This is a genomic window from Mesorhizobium sp. M0048, from assembly GCF_040323405.1.
Taxonomy (GTDB): Bacteria; Pseudomonadota; Alphaproteobacteria; order Rhizobiales; family Rhizobiaceae; genus Mesorhizobium.
Genome location: NZ_JAMYUV010000048.1, coordinates 1 through 18,236 on the forward strand (window position 1 = coordinate 1; position 18,236 = coordinate 18,236).

The following is an 18,236-nucleotide window of genomic DNA, read 5'->3' on the forward strand; positions in this document are numbered from 1 at the left end:
AACGCTCTGCTGCGCGCGGACTTCTTGTTTTCGCCGCGCTTCTCACCGCCCCCCCCCCCCAACTCTAATTGTCTTTTTATCCAAACAAAACCCCCCACCCCGGGGGGGCCCGCCCCCCCCCCCCCCCACCAGGCTTGGGAGGCTTAGCGAGCTGCGGTCCAGCCCTTGTAATCCTTCAAATTGTCGGCCGTGATCAGCTTCGGGTCGAGCAGTACCGTCGGCTCGGCCGGCTTCTTGCCGGCAAGCAGGTCAGCCGCCATCGTCAGCGACTGGCCGGCCATCACATAGGGATCCTGCGAGGCCGAGGCTTTGATCATCGACGTGCCGGAAGCGAGTTCCTTCTCGATATCGGGCGCGCCGTCGACCGCGGTGAAGATGAACTCCGAGCGGTTGAGCTGCTTGGCCGCAAGCTGGGCGCCGATCGCGGTCGGATCGTTGATGGCGAAGACCGCGTCGATCTTGTCGAAACGGGTCAGCAGCGACTGGAACACTTTCAGGCCGCCGTCCCGCGAGCCTTCGGCGTTCTGGTCGTCGGAAAGGATCTTGATGTCGGGGTGTTTTGCCAGCACGTCCTTGCAGCCCTTGACCCGCTCTAGGATCGATGACGAGGCCGGGCCGTTGAGGATGACGTAGTCGCCCTTGCCGCCGGTATGATCGACCAGATACTGGCACGCCTCTTCGCCGGCCTTGACGTTGTTGGTCATCACGGTGACGTCGGCGCCCGGCGCCGAAACGTCGAAGGCGGCAACAACGATGCCTGCCGCCTGTGCCTTCTTGACCGCCGGCGCGATCGCTTTGGCATCGACGGCGTTGAGCATGATGACGTCGACGCCGGCGGCGATGAAGGAATCGACCTGCGAAACCTGCTTGTTGAGGTCGTAGTCGGCCGATACCGAGGTCACCTGCACATTCGGATTGATCTTCTTGGCCGCGTCCTCGATGCCCTTGATGGTGGCGACGAAGAACGGATTGCCGAGCAGGCCGACCGAGATGCCGACCTTGTTCAGGTCCTTGGCCGATGCCGGCGCGATGACGGCGGCCGCAAAGGCTACGCCGCAGAGCAGTTTAGCGATGGTCTTCATTGTTTTATTTTCCTCCTGATGCCCCGCGCCTCTCACGGTGCGTTACACATGAAACCGGCTCGTTGGATGCCGGCGACTAAGGGCCATCACGTTCTTGCTCCTGCCTGGAGCCGGTAACGGTCGAGGGCGACCGCCACGATGATGACCAATCCCTTGATGATGTACTGCCAGATGTCCGAAACGCCGGCGAGGATGAGCCCGTTGGACAGCACGGCGATGATCAGGCCGCCGATCAGCGTGCCCCAGATCGAGCCGACGCCGCCGACGAAACTGGTGCCGCCGAGGATGACCGCGGCAATGGCGTCGAGTTCGTAGGACTGGCCGAGCTGCAGCCCGTTGGCGGCATAGAGCCGGGCCGCCGACATAGCGCCGCCAAGCCCGGCCAGAAGGCCGGAAACGCCATAGACGAAGAGCAGCACCAGCGGCACTTTGATGCCGGTCAGCCTGGCGGCCTCGGCGTTACCACCGACGGCGTAGATCCAGGTGCCGAGCACGGTGCGCTTGAGCACCAGCCAGGACAGCACCACCACCGCCAGCGCGATGATTACCAGCCACGGAATGCCGAACAGCGAACCGTTGCCGATGAAGTCGAACGGCAGGTCCGCGTTGAACACCGTAGTGTCCTGGCCAAGCAGGCGGGCGACGCCGCGCACGGCGGTCAGCGACCCCAGCGTGACGATGAAAGGCGGCAGCTTGATATAGGCGATCAGCAGCCCGTTGATGATGCCGAAGCCGAGCCCGACGAGAATGGCCGCCGGCACGCCCAGCAGTCCCCAATCGGGCACCAGCGACACCATCACCGCCACCATCGCCGAGGCGGCAAGGATCGAGCCGACGGACAGGTCGATGCCGCCGGTCAGGATGACGAAGGTCATGCCGGCTGCCAGCACGATGTTGATCGACGATTGCTGCATGACGATCAGCAGATTGGTTTGGGTGAAAAAGCGCGGGTTGATGAACTGGAAGCCGACCGCCAGCAGAATCAGGATCGGCAGCATGCCGAGTGCGGCGATGGCGGTGCGCCACCTCGTACTTCTGCCGATCGCCCGGTCGTCCGCTTTCATCGTGTCGGCCACCTTGTCGGTCATCGCTGAGCCGCTCCCGTTGCAAGTTCAATGATCGCTTCCTGCCGCAGCGGCTCGCCTTCCGAGGCCGTCACCTCGCCGGCAATGGTGCCGTCGCGCATCACCAGCACGCGGTCGGCGATGCCGATCACCTCCGGCAGTTCGCTGGAGATCATCACGATGGCGATGCCTTTCTTGGCCAGGTTGTCGATCAGCCGGTAGATTTCCGACTTCGCCCCGACATCGACGCCGCGGGTCGGCTCGTCGAGGATGACGACCTGCGGCTCGGTTTCCAGCAGGCGGCCGAGCAGCACCTTCTGCTGGTTGCCGCCCGACAGCGAGCCGGCATTGGCCTGCACCGAGCTGGTGCGGATGGAGAGGTCTGACACCGCCTTGGCGGCGCGCTTTTCGGCAGCCGCGAAGTCGCGGAGACCGCCGGCCTTCGCGTCCTTTGCCAGCACGCCCATGCTGATGTTGTCGGAGATCGACATGTCGAGAAACAGGCCAAGTTGCTTGCGGTCCTCGGTCAGGTAGGCGATGCCGGCATCGAGCGCCTCGCTCGGCGAACCGATGGATATCGGTTTGCCGCCGAGCTCCAGCGTGCCCGAGATGTGCCTGTCGGCGCCGAAGATCAGCCGTGCCAGTTCGGTCCGGCCCGAGCCGACCAGGCCGGCCAGTGCCAGCACCTCGCCTTTGTGGAGGTCGAAGGAACAATTCTTTATGAGATTGCCGTCCGACATGCCGCGCACCGACAGCGCGACGGCGCGCTTGCTGTCCGGCGGGCGATGATCCTTCTTGTAGAAGGTCGACAGATCGCGCCCGACCATCATCGATACCAGGCGCGAGGCGTTCAGGTCGGCGCGGTCGAGCGTGCCGACATAGCCGCTGTCGCGCAGCACGCTGACGCGGTCGGCGAGCTGGTAGACCTCTTCCATGCGGTGGCTGATGTAGATGATGGCGATGCCTTGCGACTTCAGCGTCGCGATCACCTCGAACAGCCGGTCGGTCTCACGCGAGGTCAGCGACGTGGTTGGCTCGTCCATGACGATGATGCGCGCATTGGTCGACAGCGCCCGGGCGATTTCCACCAGCTGGCGCTCGCCGAGCGACAGGCTGGTGACCGGGGTGCGCGCCGAAAAGGCCACGCCGAGCCGCGCGATGATCTCGCTGGCGCGCCGGTTGCACTGCTCGCGGTCGACGATGCCGAACCGTCTTGGCTCGTTGCCGAGGAAGATGTTCTGCGCCACCGACAGATTGGGCGCCAGCGACAGCTCCTGATAGATTACCGCAATGCCGGCGGCGCGCGCCTTGATCGGGTCGCCGGTGGCGGCCGGTACGCCGTCGATCAGGATTTCGCCGCCGGGGTCCGGGCGGTAGGCGCCGGACAGCACCTTCATCAGCGTCGACTTGCCGGCACCGTTCTCGCCCATCAACGCGTGCAGCTCGCCGGCGTGAATGGTCAGCGACACATCATGCAAGGCGCGGATCGCCCCGAACGTCTTCGAGATGTGGCGCATCTCCAGCAACGGCCGGCGCACCGTCTCGATCCGGGCGGCGGCGCTCATCGTGCACCTCCCGAGGCTGCCCTGGCCACGCCCCGGTCGGCGGCAAGGCCGCGCCAGTCGTTGCGGTAGCCGGCAAGGCCGCTGAAGCTTGCCGCGTGCACCGCCTCCGGCGCCTCGGTGGCAAACTCGCGTCCGACGCTTTCAAAGGCAAGTGCGGCAGCACCGGTGGCGCTGCCCTCCAGCGTTGCGCCCTGCAGGAAGGCCTGCCCGGGCCGCAATTGCGCCAGCAGCGCGGCAAGCAGCCCGCCATTGTTCAGGCCGCCATCGACGATCACCGTATTGTCCGAATGGATCAGCTCGAGGCACAGATCAAGCATCAGCGCGACGTAGAGCAGCGCCACGGCCGCGCGTTCCTCGGCATTGGGCGTACGCCCGACCAGTTCGCCTCGGCGGTGCGGCATCGGGCCGCCGGGTGCGAAGCTCGGCAGCGCCATGATGCTGGCGTCGATCACCCGTTGTACCGATGACGGAGCAATTGCGCCCTGCCAGCCGGCGCTGATCGTGGCGAATTCGCGGCCGCCCATGAAGCGGATGGTCGGCACCGGGCCGCCGTCGACATCGACATTGACCAGCATGTCGCGCTCGCCATCGAGTGCATCGAGCGGACAGTCCGGATTGAGCACGACCACCCAGGTGCCGGTCGAGACCACGGTCACCGGCCCGAGCTGCTGTCGGCGGTAGGCATGGAGCGCAGCATTGCTGTCATGGACGCCGTTGTGGACGGCGACCGGCTTGGCGGCCCGGCTGAAGCGCTGCTCGCCGATCACCGCGCCGGCACGCTCGAAGGCGGGCATCTGGCCGCGCCAGCCCTCGGCATCGACCAGCGAGCTGAAATCGCGTTTGCGCGGCGCCCATAGATGCGAATGGCAGCCTAGATAGGAGACCTCCGACACCGGCCGGCCGCCAAACCGCCAGCTCCAATATTGGGGGTAGCCGAGGATCGATTTCGCTGTGGCGAAGGCACCGGGCTCCACCTCCTTCAGCCACAACATGTGGCGGCCGTAGTTGAAGCCAAGCGGCAGGCGCGGCGAAAAGGTCTCGGCAAAATCTGGAATGCGGCGGTCGATCTGCGCGGCGATTTCAGCTGGCGGTTCCTGCTCGTAATCGAGGATCGGATGCGTCAGCGCGGCTTCGTCGACCAACGCGAAGGTGCAGCCATGGCCGGATACCATCAGCCCTTCCACGCCATGCGTGTCGACTGCATCATCGATGGCGCGGGCCGCCCAGTCGTGCAGCGCTGGCTCGTCGAGCACGCTGAAGCCGCCTTTGCGGATCCAGCTCGGCTGGGTGCGGCGCTCGTCTAGGATCTGTCCGTTCTGGCCGAAGACGAACAGCTTCGAATTGGTCTTGCCGAAATCGAGGACCGCGATGTTCACTGGGCGCCTCCCGAGGAAGCGGCGATCCTCACCGTGACGCCGGCATCTTCGAGCATGCGGGCATCTGTCTCGGACAGGCCGTCATCGGTGACCAGCGTGCCGATCCGCGACAGCGGCAGTGCCACATTGCGCGCGTGGATCGACAGTTTTCGGCTGTCGGCCAGCACGACGATCTGGTCGGCGCAGAGGCTGAGCTCGACGATCGAGCGGACCAGCAGCGGGTGCGATTCCAGAAGGCCTTCCTGGCCGATGCCTTGCGCGCCGAGAAAAAACTTCGAGGCGTAGAACGGCACCGTCTGCGTCAGCGAATGGATGATGCCCGGCTCGCGGTAAAGGTCGCCGCCGGCAACGGTCAGACTGCAATGGCCGTGATCGCTGAGATAGGCCGCGAGCGGCATCGAGTTGGTGTAAAGCCGGATATTGCGGTCGGCGAACTTGACGCCGAGATGGAAGCAGGTCGAACCGCCATGCACGATGACCGCGTCGCCGTCGCGCACCATGGTGGCGGCGAGAGCGGCGATCTGCCGCTTGGCCTCGACGGCGAGGTCGCGGTTCTCGTCATAGGGCCTGGCATAGGCGACGCCGGCTTGCGAAGCGCCATCGAGCGCCGAGATGCCGCCATAGACCTTGCGCGCTTCGCCGGCCTCGTCGATCTTGTCGATGTCGCGCCGCACCGTCGCCGCCGACACGCCAAGCCGCTCCTGCAGCTCGCGCACCGATGCGAAAGGCCGGTCCCGCAAAAGCTCGACGATCTGGCGCTGGCGGCCGGAGTCGCTCAACCCTTACCTCCCAATGCGCTTGCCTCCCAAGCATTTTGCACGCATTGCCATTTTGCACGGCAATTGGTGCAACTTACTCAACGCGCCTCGGATTGCAAGCCTGATCTGACGCGATAACATCACTGTTGACGTAACTTACTCGCATCTGCGATACCAGCGTCGGTCTTCGTCCCGGCACCGGGACGTCCAAAGCCGTGGCCACGCGGCCGGTTTGTGGAGGAATTTCGATGACGATCAGTGCGGATGCGCAGGAACTGGCAGCGCTGCGGTCGCTTTCGGCCGCCATCGGCAGCGACCCGCATCTGACCCAGGCCGCCGGCGGCAACACCTCGCTGAAAGCCGGCGACACGCTCTGGATCAAGGCCTCCGGCACCTGGCTGAAGGACGCGCTCATCGCGGACATCATGGTGCCGGTCGGCATCCCGCCATTGCTCGACGCCATCGAACGGCGCGACCCGGCCGCCGAACAGCCGCAGGCCTTCACTGTCGGCGCCCTCAACGCGCGCGGCTTGCGCCCGTCGATCGAGACCACCGTGCATGCGCTGATGCCGCAGCGCATCGTTCTGCATGTTCACTGCGTCGAGACCATTTCGCTGGCCGTGCAGGCCGACTGCGAGGCCGAGGCCGCAAGGCGGCTCGACGGCCATCAATGGGCGTATGTTCCCTATCGCCGGCCGGGACTGCCGCTCGCGCAGGGTATCGCCGAGCGCCTTCGGCCAGGCGTGGATATCCTTATCCTCGGCAATCACGGCCTGGTCGTTGCAGCCGAGACCGTCGCGGCGGCCGACATGCTGCTGCGGCGCGTGACACGACTGTTGGCGCGGCCGCCGCGCCAGGTGGCGGAACCGGACATCGCGGCATTGACGGCGCGCGCCGGCGACAGCGACTACAGATTGCCGGCGGACGTTGAGGCGCATGCGGTGGCGATCGACCCCGAAAGCTGCCGCATGGCTTCGGGTGGCAGCCTCTACCCCGACCACGTCATCTTTCTCGGCGAAGGCTCGGTCGTGGCGAGACCGGACGAGGGTGTGAAGCGCGTCATCGAGCGCTGCGGCGCCGCACCCGTGGCGATCCTGTTTCCTGGACTCGGCGTGTTGATGCGCGGCGACGCCGGCGCCGGTGCCGACGCCATGCAGCGCTGCCTTTCCGACGTGACAGCGCGGATCGATGTCGCGGCGAAGCTGAATTATCTGACAGCGGCGGAGAATAACGAGCTGATCAACTGGGACGCCGAAAAATATCGCCAGAAACTCAATGCCGGAGGCAGCTGACATGCCGCGTTCGTCTGGTCCGCTTGCCATCGGCATCGACATCGGCACATCCGGCGCGCGCGCCGTCGCCATGCGTCCGGATTTTTCCATTGCCGCGCATTCCGCTATTACCCTCGAGCGATTTGGGCCGAACGGCCGCGACCCCGCCATATGGTGGGGGGCGGTCGGCGCGACGTTGGCGGAACTGCTCAAATGTATCGATCGCGCGGCAGTGCGCTCGATCGCCGTCGACGGTACGTCGGGCACGCTGCTGCCGGTCGACGGCGCCGGGCGGCCGCTGGCCGAACCGCTGATGTACAACGACAAGGTCGCTGACGACACTATCCTGACAGCAATAGCCGGCGCGGCACCGGCAACGAGCGCTGCACTCGGGGCGACGTCCGGTCTCGCCAAGGCGCTGTCTTTCCAGCACCTGCCCGGCGTCGCCGCTGTGCTGCACCAGGCCGACTGGATCGCCGGACAGTTCTCCGGCCGCTTCGATGGCAGCGACGAAAACAACGCATTGAAAACCGGCTACGATGTCGAAACCCGCCGCTGGCCCGACTGGATCGCGGCCACCGGAATGCGCATGGAATTGCTGCCTGGCGTCGTGCGGCCGGGCGATGTCACGGGCACGCTCACCGCCAGCGCCGCGAAAATGTTCGGCCTGCCGCGTGATGTGGTCGTGGTCGCCGGCACCACCGATGGCTGTGCGTCGTTCCTGGCAACCGGTGCGACGGCGGCGGGCGACGGCGTCACTGCGCTCGGCTCATCGCTGATCATCAAGATTCTCTCCGACCGGCCGATCTCGGCGCCGCAATTCGGCATCTACAGCCATCGGCTGGGTGACACCTATCTGGCGGGCGGCGCCTCGAACTCCGGCGGCAAGGTTCTGGCCCAGCATTTCCCCGTCGCCCGCATTGTCGAACTCAGCAAAAAAATCGACCCGGCGACCGAGACCGGTCTCGACTATTACCCGCTGCCGGCGCCGGGCGAACGCTTCCCCATAGCCGATCCGGCCTTGCCGCCGCGCCTCGAGCCGCGGCCCGCCGACGACGCCGATTATTTGAAAGCGATGCTTGAGGGTATTGCGGCGATCGAAGCGCTCGGCTATCGCCGGCTTGCCGAACTCGGCGCACCCCGGCTGACATCGGTCAGGAGCGTCGGCGGCGGAGCGGCCAATCCGGCCTGGACGGCAATCCGGCAGCGCAAGCTTGGCGTCGCTCTCGTGCCGGCTCTTTCGGAGGAGGCCGCCGCCGGCACGGCGCGGCTGGCGCTGATGGGCGCTAGCGCAGCGGGGCTTTTATGACGGCCAAGGCAATTCAACACCTCGACGGCATCGCCGCGCTGGCCGAGCGCTATCAGGTATTCCTGCTCGACCAATTTGGTGTGCTGCACGACGGCACCAGCGCCTATCCAGGCGCTGTCGAGGCCTTGTCGGCACTCAAGCACACCGGCAAGACCATCGTGCTGATCTCGAATTCCGGCAAGCGGGCGCAACCCAATGAGCGCCGCCTGCTGAAGCTCGGCTTCGAACCGGGAAGCTGGGATCACTTTGTCTCCTCCGGCGAGGTGGCGTGGCGCTCCTTCCATCAAATGGCGGCATCCGGAGCCCTGCGCCCGCAGACAAAATGCCTGCTGATCCGCCGCGACAATGACCGTTCGGCTGTCGACGGCCTGCCCTTCGTCCTGGCCAAGGACGGCGACGATGCAGAACTGGTGCTGATTTCCGCCAGCGAGGGCGATCGCTACGACCTCGACCATTATCGCCGGCTTCTTGGTCCGGCGGCGGCGCGCCGGGTGCCATGCTTCTGCACCAATCCCGACAAGATCATGCTGACTGCCGTCGGTCCTCGCTTCGGCGCCGGCCGGCTCGCCGATCTCTATGAGAGCCTCGGCGGCAGCGTGGCGCGCATCGGCAAGCCCAATCCGCAGATATTCGAGGCAGCGCTGGCACTGGCGGGTCACCCGGAGCGCGACAGCGTGGTCTGCGTCGGCGACAGCGTCGAGCACGACATCGCCGGCGGCAACGGCGTCGGCGTCGCGACGACGCTGGTCCTGTCGGGCATATTGGCGGGGGCGCCTGATCTGGACGACGTTTTCGCCGCGCTCAACGCCCGTCCCGACTACATCGCGGATAGCTTCAGGTTTCGTTGAGTTGTTAAGGCGAGACAAAGCTATCGAGGTTGAAACGCCCGATCACCGGCACGTGGTCCGAGGGCCGTTCCCAGCCGCGTGCCAGCCGCAGGATTTCATAGCCGGCAAAATGCGGCACCAGGTTTGGCGACGACCAGATATGGTCGAGGCGGCGGCCACGATTTGAGGCCTGCCAATCCTGGGCGCGATAGCTCCACCAGGTGTAGAGTTTCTCCTCATAGGGCACATTGAGCCGCATCAGGTCGACCCAGTCGCCGGAGAGCCGCATCGCCTCGAAATTTTCCGTCTCGACCGGCGTATGGCTGACGACATTGAGGAGCTGCTTGTGCGACCAGACATCGTGCTCGAGCGGCGCGATGTTGAGGTCGCCGACCAGGATCGAGCCGGAGTGCTCGTCATGCTCGGCCCGCACGGCGTTCATCTCGGCAACGAAATCGAGCTTGTGTTTGAACTTTCGGTTGACGGCCGGGTCGGGCTCATCGCCGCCGGCCGGAACGTAGAAATTGTGCAGCAGGATCGTTTTGCCGCCGGCCTTGACGGTGACCGACAGATGCCGGCTGTCGTCGATCTCGCAGAAGCGGCGCTTTTCGACCACCTCGATCGGACGGCGCGCGATGGTCGCAACGCCGTGATAGCCCTTCTGGCCATGGAAGGCGATGTGCTCGTAGCCGAGCTTGCGGAACGCCTTCTCCGGAAACAATTCGTCCGGAACCTTGGTTTCCTGCAGGCAGAGCACGTCCGGCGCCTGCTCGACCAGCAGGCGCTCGACGATTGGCATGCGCAGTCGAACGGAGTTGATGTTCCAGGTAGCGACGGAAAACGGCATGTGGGGTTCCGGACAACGCAAGATCCGCCGGATGGCTCCGACGGAAGTCAATCGCGGAAACTACTGCCAGCCGCGCACCGCAAAAACAAGCCGCCCGCACCAACGCGGAAAAGCCATCCCGCAGCAGTAGAAAGTTACCGCGTCTTGGTGTTCAGCTCGCGGTTCGCCGTATAATCGATGGCGAAGGTGTCGGGGGCGAAGCTGACGCCCTCCTTGGTGTTGAAGATCATCACCGTTGTGTCCTTGCCCTGCGCATCGGTGATGGTCCACTGCCGCAATTCATAGGATTTCGGATCGAACATCATGGTGATCTTCGAATTGCCGAACACCGATTTGTCGGCAAGCTGGATGGTGGTGAGATCGTTTTCTTCCTTGACGCTTCTGACGCGCCCGCCCGACAGATCGATCTTGTCGTCGAGCAGCAGCTTCAGCGGCGTCTTCGACAGCGGATAGAGGTCGGAGGTCCGCAGTTTCTTGTTGAGGATGACCACCGACTTGCCGTCGGAAATCACCCTGAAATTCGAGGCGCCGTCATAATTGAAGCGGATCTTGCCCGGCCGTTCCAGAAAGAACTTGCCGCCGGTCTGCTCGCCCTTGGGCCCGAACTGCACGAACTCGCCGCTCATCGATTTGACCGAGGAGAAATGATCGGCGATCTTCTGCGCCGTCGCCGGAACCGCTGCTTGCGCCGACGCCAGCAGCTGGAAGCCGGGCACGACATTGGCGGCCGCCGCACCGGCCAGGACCAGACCGAGGCCGAGCACCTGCCGGCGGGTTGGGGCAAAATCCCTTTTTGGGGCGAGAGTTGCGTTTTTCATGCCGGTCACCATCATCTGATTGCTTGCTCGTTATATTGGTCTGGCCCCCCAGTTGGGCTTAAGTTTGGCGGGCCGCACGGCGCTCATCGTTGCAACGCGCCAAAAGGTTCAAAGTTGCCGGCGCGGATGCGCTCTAGAACTTGTCGTCCTCCGTCGGCACCAGGATTTCGCGTTTTCCGGCATGGTTGGCCGGGCCGACAATGCCTTCCTTCTCCATCTTCTCAATGATCGAGGCGGCGCGGTTGTAGCCGATGCCGAGCCGGCGCTGGATGTAGCTGGTCGAGGCCTTGCCGTCGCGCAGCACCACCGCAACCGCCTGGTCGTAGGGATCGTCGGAATCCTCGAAATTGCCGCCGTCGCCGCCGCCACTGCCTTTGCCCGTCGGCTCGTCGTCATCCTTGTCGTCGTCCTCGGTGATAGCGTCGAGATATTCCGGCACGCCCTGCAGCTTCAGATGCGCGACGATCTTCTCCACCTCGTCGTCGGAGACGAAGGGACCGTGCACGCGCTGGATGCGGCCGCCGCCGGCCATGTAGAGCATGTCGCCCATGCCGAGCAGCTGTTCGGCGCCCTGCTCGCCCAGGATGGTGCGGCTGTCGATCTTCGATGTCACCTGGAAGGAGATGCGGGTCGGGAAATTCGCCTTGATGGTGCCGGTGATGACGTCGACCGACGGCCGCTGCGTTGCCATAATGACATGGATGCCGGCGGCGCGCGCCATCTGCGCCAGGCGCTGCACCGCGCCTTCGATGTCCTTGCCGGCGACCATCATCAAATCGGCCATCTCGTCGATGATGACGACGATGTAGGGCATCGGCTCGAGGTCGAGGTTCTCCGTCTCGTAGATCGCTTCGCCGGTCTGGCGGTCGAAGCCGGTCTGCACGGTGCGGGAGATCCTTTCGCCCTTTTTCTCGGCCTGCTGCACGCGCGCGTTGAAACCGTCGATGTTGCGCACGCCCACCTTCGACATCTTGCGGTAGCGGTCCTCCATCTCGCGCACGGTCCATTTCAGCGCCACCACCGCCTTCTTCGGATCGGTGACCACCGGCGTCAGAAGATGCGGAATGCCGTCATAGACCGAGAGTTCCAGCATCTTTGGATCGATCATGATCAGCCGGCAGTCCTGCGGCGTCAGCCGATAGAGCAGCGACAGGATCATGGTGTTGATGGCGACGGACTTGCCCGAGCCGGTGGTGCCGGCGACCAGCACGTGCGGCATTTTGGCGATGTCGACGATCACCGCCTCGCCATTGATGGTCTTGCCCAGCGCCAGCGCCAGCTTGGCCTTGGTGGTCTCGAAATCGCGGCTGGCCATGATCTCGCGCAGATAGACGGTCTCGCGCCTGGCGTTCGGCAATTCGATGCCGATGGCATTGCGGCCCGGCACCACGGCGACACGGCAGGCGATGGCGCTCATCGAGCGGGCGATGTCGTCGGACAGGCCGATGACCCGCGACGATTTGATGCCCGGCGCGGGTTCCAGCTCGTAGAGCGTGACGACCGGACCCGGACGCACATGGATGATTTCGCCCTTGACGCCGAAATCCTCCAGCACGCCCTCGAGCAGGCGGGCGTTCTGCTCCAGCGCGTCCTTGGACAGGCTTGCGTCGCGCACCACGTTCTTCGGTTCCGACAGGAAATGCAGCGACGGCATCTCGAATTTCTCCGAGCCGATCAGCGACGCCTGCGCCTCGCGCTGGACGCGGGCGCCTGGTGCCGGCCGCGGCGCCGGCGCCTCGACGCGCGTCGCCGCGTCGGAGCGGAAGTTCTGCACCTTTGCCGTCGGCGCGGCGCGGCGCTGGCCGGCCGGCTCGGGCGCGAAATCCATGTCGTCATTGTCGTCGTTATCGAAGACGTCGGCATCGTCGGGGTCGATCGAGGCACTGCGGTCGTTGACCATGGCGGCGAAGAATTCCGGCTCGACGCGGGCGCGCCCGCCCGGGCTCATCCGCGCCTCGGCGAACTCGGCCGATTCGACCCGTTCGGCCGCCCGTCGCCAGGCGCTGGGGCGCGGTTCCATCTCCGGTTCGAAATCGTCGCGCTCGCGCCGGCGCGCGGCGCGGCGGCGCAGATAGGCCCGCAGCGACAGCCACCAGTGGGTGATGGCGCCAAGTGCCAATATGCCTTCGTCGCCCTCGTCCTCGTCATTGTCGAAAAGCAGGTCGTCCTGCGGATCGGGCACGGCAGGCTGTTCGAGGACGGCAAAGCCGTTCTTGCGCGAAATCAGCGCCGAGCCATACAAGAATACCCACAGCGCCGGCGCTGCCAGGAGCACGGCGAGCACGCTGGCGACGAGGCCGGTCGGATAGCCGCCGATGATGAGGCCTGGGATATTGAGCACCATATCGCCGAATACGCCGCCGAGGCCGGTCGGCAGCGGCCAGGTCTTGGGCGGCACCACGCAGCCGGCGATTGCCGCGCCAAGCAGCGAAAACCCGAACCAGGCGAGCGCCCGTTTCGGCAGCCTGTCGACGCCGCGCGCGGTAAACAGCAGAAATCCCCAGATCACCGCCGGCACCAACGCCGCAACGGCGGCAAGCCCGAAGAACTGCATGGCGATGTCGGAAAAGACGGCGCCCGCATAACCCATTGCATTGGTGACGATATTATCGGTGGCGTGCGAAAAGCTCGGATCGGCGACGTTCCAGGTGGCAAGGGCGGCGACGCCGAAGCCAACCAGAGCAAACAGCCCGGCACCGACCAGCCGCCCGACCTGGCGCCTTGCGAACGCCCGGATGCCGTGCCCCGTATCGGCCAGCGCAAGCGGTGCTGAAACCCCTGAACGCATGCTCTTCCTCGTCTGTCGTTGCCCGGCCGGGCGCGGACGCGCAACACGGCAGATTCGGCTGTCAGACTAGCGGCGGGAAGGTTAAGGGCGCATTAACCATGGGCAATCTGCGTCTCAGGGACGGGCGCAAGATGTCATGCCTGACGTCCCATTCGAACATGACGACCGCCACCACAGTTCGGAGCCGCCGCGGCCGATGTTTCACGCCGCCGGCGGATCGAGCACCCTTGATCAAGCGACCGCGATCGAGCCATCACGGCCATCCGCGCGCAAAAAAGAGGCCCGGAAGGTTTCCGGGCCTCAAGGCGTGAGTCCTTTCGGGAGCGTCACGACGGGATCTTCCCGGCACCGGCAAAACGCCGATGCCGGCCAATGCCTTTACGCCACCACTTCGCCGTGCTGGCTGATGTCGAGGCCTTCGACCTCTTCCTGGGTGGAAGGACGCAGGCCGACCAGCGCCTTGACGATGTAGAGGATCACGAAACTCGCGATCGCCGTCCACAGGATGGTGAAGACGATACCGTAGAGCTGCTTGCCGACGGAGGCGCCCGAGCCGAGGCTGTTGATCGCCGGATCGGCGAGCACGCCGGTCAGCAATGCGCCGATGATGCCGCCGATGCCGTGCACGCCGAATGCATCGAGCGAGTCGTCATAGCCGAACGCGTGCTTGAGCTTGACGGCTGAGACGTAGCACAGCACGCCGGCGACGATGCCGACGATGAAGGCGCCGGTCGGATTGACGAAGCCGGAAGCCGGCGTCACCGCGACCAGGCCAGCAACGGCGCCCGAGATGATGCCGAGAACGCTCGGCTTCTTGGCGACGATCCATTCGGCGAACATCCAGGCAAGCGCCGCGGCGGCAGCGGCAACCTGGGTGTTCAGCATCGCGGCACCGGCAAGGCCGTCGGCGGCCAGTTCCGAACCGGCGTTGAAGCCGAACCAGCCGACCCACAGCAGCGAAGCACCGATTACGGAGTAGACGAGGTTGTGCGGCGCCATGTTGGCGGTGCCGTAGCCTTCACGCTTGCCGAGAACCAGCGCGCAGACCAGGCCGGCAACACCGGCATTGATGTGAACGACCGTGCCGCCGGCGAAATCGAGAACGCCGGCTGTGCCGAGGAAGCCGCCGCCCCACACCCAGTGCGCGATCGGGGCATAGACCACCAGCAGCCACGCCCCCATGAAGATGAGCAGCGCCGAGAACTTCATGCGTTCGGCGAAGGCGCCGGCAATCAGCGCCGGCGTGATGATGGCGAAGGTCATCTGGAACATCGAGAAGACGAACTCAGGGATGTTCGCCACGCCCGGCAGCCACAGCGACGAGGTGGTGATGCCGTTGTGGAAGAACTTCGAGAAGCCGCCGAGATAGGCATTCATGCCGCCGCCATCCGAGAAGGCCAGCGAGTAGCCGAACATGAACCACAGCACCGTCACCAGGCAGGTGATGGCAAAGCTCTGCATGATGGTGGCGAGCACGTTCTTCTTGCGCACCATGCCGCCATAAAACAGCGCCAGGCCCGGTATGGTCATCATCAGCACCAGCGCCGTCGAGGTCAGCATCCAGGCGGTGTTGCCGGTGTCGAGCGCGGGCGCTGGGGCAGCTGGTGCTGCCGGTGCCGCTTCCTGCGCGAACGCAGCAACCGTGCCCAGTGCAGCGAGAGCGAGCGAGCCCAAAACGGCCGCGCGTCCCGTTATCTTCAAGGTGGAAGGAATATTCATTGAACTCTCCATTGGAATACGTATCGGCGGCTCAAAGCGCGTCGGTGTCTGTTTCGCCGGTGCGAATGCGCACCGCCTGGTCGATGCCGAAAACGAAGATCTTGCCGTCGCCGATCTGGCCGGTCTTGGCCGCGGCGGTGATGGCTTCGACCGCCCTGTCGACCATGTCGACGGCGACCGCGACTTCGATCTTGATCTTCGGCAGGAAGCTGACCGCGTATTCCGCCCCGCGATAGATTTCCGTGTGCCCCTTCTGGCGTCCGTAGCCTTTTACTTCGGTGACGGTCAGGCCCTGGATGCCGACCGCGGTGAGCGCCTCGCGCACCTCGTCGAGCTTGAACGGCTTTATGATTGCCATCACGATCTTCATAAGGTTTCACCCTTTGCTGTTGCGGGTCCCCGCGTTTTGCACGACTTCGCCGATCCCCATGAGAGCCGGAGAGTGCCCGCTAGGATTCAAGCTCCGTGCCAATTGCCGAAGCAGGGTATTAAGCTGTTGTTAAACAACGAAATCGGGAAGGTTTGCCGGCTGCCTGTTCACAGTCGCGGCAGCGCATATGATTAAAAAATAGGCAAATTTCGAAAAATGCCTACTCCGCAGGCGGTCGCCTTAGCCGGATGAGTCCTTCTTGGGCAACCGAGGCGATCAACGTGCCGTCGCGGGCAAACAGCGAGCCGCGGGTAAAGCCTCGCGATCCTTGTGTCGACGGGCTGTCTTGCGTGTACAGCATCCAGTCGTCGAGTGGATGGCTACGATGGAACCACATGGCGTGGTCGAGGCTCGCCGCCTGGATATCACGATCGAAAATGGCGCGGCCATGGGCAAAGGTCGAGGTGTCGAGCAGAGTCATGTCGGAGAGGTATGCGAGCACGGCCGCCCGCGTGGCGCGATCGGCCGGCACCGGACCGGTGGTGCGGATCCAGATATTCTGCTTCGGCTCGAGCTTTTCCCGGCTGGTATAATGCTTCAGCATCACCGGCTTCATCTCGATCGGCCGGTCGCGCTCCCAATAGCGCTTGATGCCCTCGGGCACCGCTTCGCCGAACTTGCCCAGCAACTCGCGTTGCGACAGCAACGTGTCGGGCGCCGGCACGTCCTGCGGCATCGGCACCTGATGTTCCAGGCCGACCTCATCCTGCTGGAACGAGGCTTCCAGCGAAAAGATCGCCTGGCCGTGCTGGATAGCGACGACGCGGCGCGTGGTGAAGGAGCCGCCGTCACGGATACGGTCGACCTCGTAGATGATCGGCACCTTGGTGTCGCCCGGCCGCATGAAATAGCCATGCAGTGAGTGCACATAGCGCTCGGGCTCAACCGTTCGCTGTGCGGCGACCAGCGCCTGGGCGATGGTCTGGCCGCCGAAGATGCGCTGCCAGTCGAGCTTGGGGCTGCGACCACGATACAGGTTGTGTTCCAGCTGCTCGAGGTCGAGAATGCCGAGAAGCTCGTCCATGGCTGCCGTCATCTTGACCTCGCCGCAAAATTACCATGGCGGTTTCCGACAGGAACAGCGGGCAGTCAAGGGCGGAATGCCCGGCGACGGTCAGGCTGCGAAAGGAATTGCCATGGTGGACAGCAAGAATTCGCTCGACGTTCTTGTCGCCGGCGCCGGCTATGTCGGCCTGGCCGCCGCCGTATCGCTGAAGCAGGCGCGGCCGAGCCTTGCCGTAGCCGTCGTCGATGCAGCACCCGCCGGGGTCTGGGGGAAGGACGGCCGCGCCTCGGCGATTGCCGCCGCCGCGTGCCGCATGCTCGACCAGCTCGGCGTCTGGAACGAGATCGCGCCGGAGGCGCAGGCGATCACCGAAATGATCGTCACTGATTCGCGCACATCCGATCCGGTCCGCCCGGTGTTCCTCACTTTCGATGGCGAGGTCGCGCCCGGCGAACCCTTCGCGCATATGGTCGCCAACAAGGATTTGAACGGCGCCTTGCGCCGGCGCGCCGAACAACTCGGCATCGGCATCATCGAAGGCGTCGCCGTCAGCGCCTTCGACATCAACGGCGCCGGCATAACCGTGCATCTTGCCGACGGCGCGACGCTGAAGGCGCGGCTGCTGGTTGCCGCCGACGGCGTCAATTCGAAGCTGCGCGACATGGCCGGCATCAAGACGGTGAAATGGGAGTATGGCCAGTCCGGCATCGTCTGCACGGTGGCGCATGAGCGGCCGCACAACGGCCGCGCCGAAGAGCATTTCCTTCCCGCAGGCCCGTTTGCCACGCTGCCGCTCAAGCCGGGCAAGGACGGCACCAACCGCTCGTCGATCGTCTGGGTCGAACGGTCGCAGGATGCCGACAAGCTGGTCAGTGGCGACACCCTGGTCCTGGAATATGAGCTCGAGCAGCGCTTTGGCCTGAAACTCGGCGAAATCCATATCGCCGACAAGCCGCGTGCCTGGCCGCTTGGGCTGATCATTGCGCGCGCCTTCGTCGCGCCGCGCATCGCCTTGGCCGGCGACGCCGCCCACGGCATCCACCCGATCGCCGGCCAGGGTCTGAATCTCGGCTTCAAAGACGTGGCGGCGCTGGCCGAAGTGGTGGTTGAGGCCGACCGGCTCGGCCAGGACATCGGCGCGCTGGACGTGCTTGAGCGCTACCAGCAATGGCGGCGTTTCGACACGGTGCAGATGGGCATCACCACCGATGTGCTGAACCGGCTGTTTTCCAACGATTTCGGCCCGCTGCGCACTTTGCGCGACATCGGCCTCGGCCTTGTCGAGCGCATGCCGCGGCTGAAGGGGTTCTTCATCCGCCAGGCGTCGGGTCTGTCCGGCGACACGCCGAAACTGTTGAAGGGCGAGGCGATCTAGG

Annotated in this window: 15 protein-coding genes; 4 read left to right on the forward strand and 11 right to left on the reverse strand. The window is 64.9% G+C overall.

Going from position 1 to position 18,236, the window contains the following annotated elements; genetic code table 11:
- Window positions 1-143: 143 nt before the first annotated feature.
- The 5 genes from NKJ84_RS26825 to NKJ84_RS26845 form a co-directional block, all read right to left on the reverse strand.
- Window positions 144-1,082, reverse strand: coding sequence for an ABC transporter substrate-binding protein (locus NKJ84_RS26825; protein WP_254817805.1), 939 nt, complete (start codon window positions 1,080-1,082; stop codon window positions 144-146).
- An 86-nt stretch (window positions 1,083-1,168) separates the two neighbouring features.
- Window positions 1,169-2,146 carry an ABC transporter permease subunit gene (locus tag NKJ84_RS26830; protein WP_502904046.1) on the reverse strand — a complete coding sequence of 326 codons (978 nt, stop codon included), beginning with the start codon at window positions 2,144-2,146 and terminating at the stop codon, window positions 1,169-1,171.
- Between the two features lie 20 nt (window positions 2,147-2,166).
- A complete protein-coding gene (locus NKJ84_RS26835) occupies window positions 2,167-3,711 on the reverse strand; it encodes a sugar ABC transporter ATP-binding protein (RefSeq protein ID WP_352508937.1) in 1,545 nt (514 codons plus the stop codon).
- Window positions 3,708-5,087, reverse strand: coding sequence for an FGGY-family carbohydrate kinase (locus tag NKJ84_RS26840; protein ID WP_352508938.1), 1,380 nt, complete (start codon window positions 5,085-5,087; stop codon window positions 3,708-3,710). The genes NKJ84_RS26835 and NKJ84_RS26840 overlap by 4 nt, the downstream gene beginning before the upstream one ends.
- The gene (locus NKJ84_RS26845; RefSeq protein WP_352508939.1) at window positions 5,084-5,866 is read right to left on the reverse strand and encodes a DeoR/GlpR family DNA-binding transcription regulator; all 783 of its coding nucleotides are present in this window, start codon (window positions 5,864-5,866) and stop codon (window positions 5,084-5,086) included. Before NKJ84_RS26845 ends, NKJ84_RS26840 begins: the two co-directional genes overlap by 4 nt.
- A 227-nt stretch (window positions 5,867-6,093) precedes the next feature.
- Here NKJ84_RS26845 and NKJ84_RS26850 point away from each other — a divergent pair, with 227 nt between their 5' ends.
- From NKJ84_RS26850 to NKJ84_RS26860, 3 genes are read left to right on the forward strand one after another with little or no spacing between them, the layout of a single operon-like run.
- Entirely contained in the window at window positions 6,094-7,137 is a 1,044-nt protein-coding gene (locus NKJ84_RS26850) for a class II aldolase/adducin family protein (protein WP_352508940.1), read from the forward strand.
- Between the two features lies 1 nt (window position 7,138).
- Window positions 7,139-8,425 carry an FGGY-family carbohydrate kinase gene (locus tag NKJ84_RS26855; protein ID WP_352508941.1) on the forward strand — a complete coding sequence of 429 codons (1,287 nt, stop codon included), beginning with the start codon at window positions 7,139-7,141 and terminating at the stop codon, window positions 8,423-8,425.
- Window positions 8,422-9,273, forward strand: coding sequence for a TIGR01459 family HAD-type hydrolase (locus NKJ84_RS26860; protein WP_352508942.1), 852 nt, complete (start codon window positions 8,422-8,424; stop codon window positions 9,271-9,273). Before NKJ84_RS26855 ends, NKJ84_RS26860 begins: the two co-directional genes overlap by 4 nt.
- Window positions 9,274-9,277: 4 nt before the next feature.
- Here NKJ84_RS26860 and NKJ84_RS26865 read toward each other — a convergent pair whose 3' ends face one another.
- The 6 genes from NKJ84_RS26865 to tesB all read right to left on the reverse strand — a co-directional run bounded on the left by NKJ84_RS26865 (window position 9,278) and on the right by tesB (window position 16,890).
- The gene (locus NKJ84_RS26865) at window positions 9,278-10,099 is read right to left on the reverse strand and encodes an exodeoxyribonuclease III (RefSeq protein ID WP_352508943.1); all 822 of its coding nucleotides are present in this window, start codon (window positions 10,097-10,099) and stop codon (window positions 9,278-9,280) included.
- 134 nt (window positions 10,100-10,233) lie between these two features.
- Entirely contained in the window at window positions 10,234-10,917 is a 684-nt protein-coding gene (locus NKJ84_RS26870; protein WP_254817814.1) for an outer membrane lipoprotein carrier protein LolA, read from the reverse strand.
- Window positions 10,918-11,050: 133 nt separating this feature from the next.
- On the reverse strand, window positions 11,051-13,705 hold the full coding sequence (locus tag NKJ84_RS26875; RefSeq protein ID WP_352508944.1) for an FtsK/SpoIIIE family DNA translocase: 2,655 nt from the start codon (window positions 13,703-13,705) through the stop codon (window positions 11,051-11,053).
- A 378-nt stretch (window positions 13,706-14,083) separates the two neighbouring features.
- Window positions 14,084-15,406: an ammonium transporter gene (locus NKJ84_RS26880; protein WP_352508970.1), complete on the reverse strand. Its 1,323-nt coding sequence runs from the start codon at window positions 15,404-15,406 to the stop codon at window positions 14,084-14,086.
- A gap of 49 nt (window positions 15,407-15,455) precedes the next feature.
- Window positions 15,456-15,794 carry a P-II family nitrogen regulator gene (locus NKJ84_RS26885; RefSeq protein WP_254817816.1) on the reverse strand — a complete coding sequence of 113 codons (339 nt, stop codon included), beginning with the start codon at window positions 15,792-15,794 and terminating at the stop codon, window positions 15,456-15,458.
- A 220-nt stretch (window positions 15,795-16,014) separates the two neighbouring features.
- Window positions 16,015-16,890 (reverse strand): acyl-CoA thioesterase II, encoded by an 876-nt coding sequence (gene tesB / locus NKJ84_RS26890; RefSeq protein ID WP_352508945.1) that lies wholly within the window; start codon window positions 16,888-16,890, stop codon window positions 16,015-16,017.
- Between the two features lie 100 nt (window positions 16,891-16,990).
- Here tesB and NKJ84_RS26895 point away from each other — a divergent pair, with 100 nt between their 5' ends.
- Entirely contained in the window at window positions 16,991-18,235 is a 1,245-nt protein-coding gene (locus NKJ84_RS26895; protein ID WP_352508971.1) for a ubiquinone biosynthesis hydroxylase, read from the forward strand.
- Window position 18,236 lies beyond the last annotated feature (1 nt).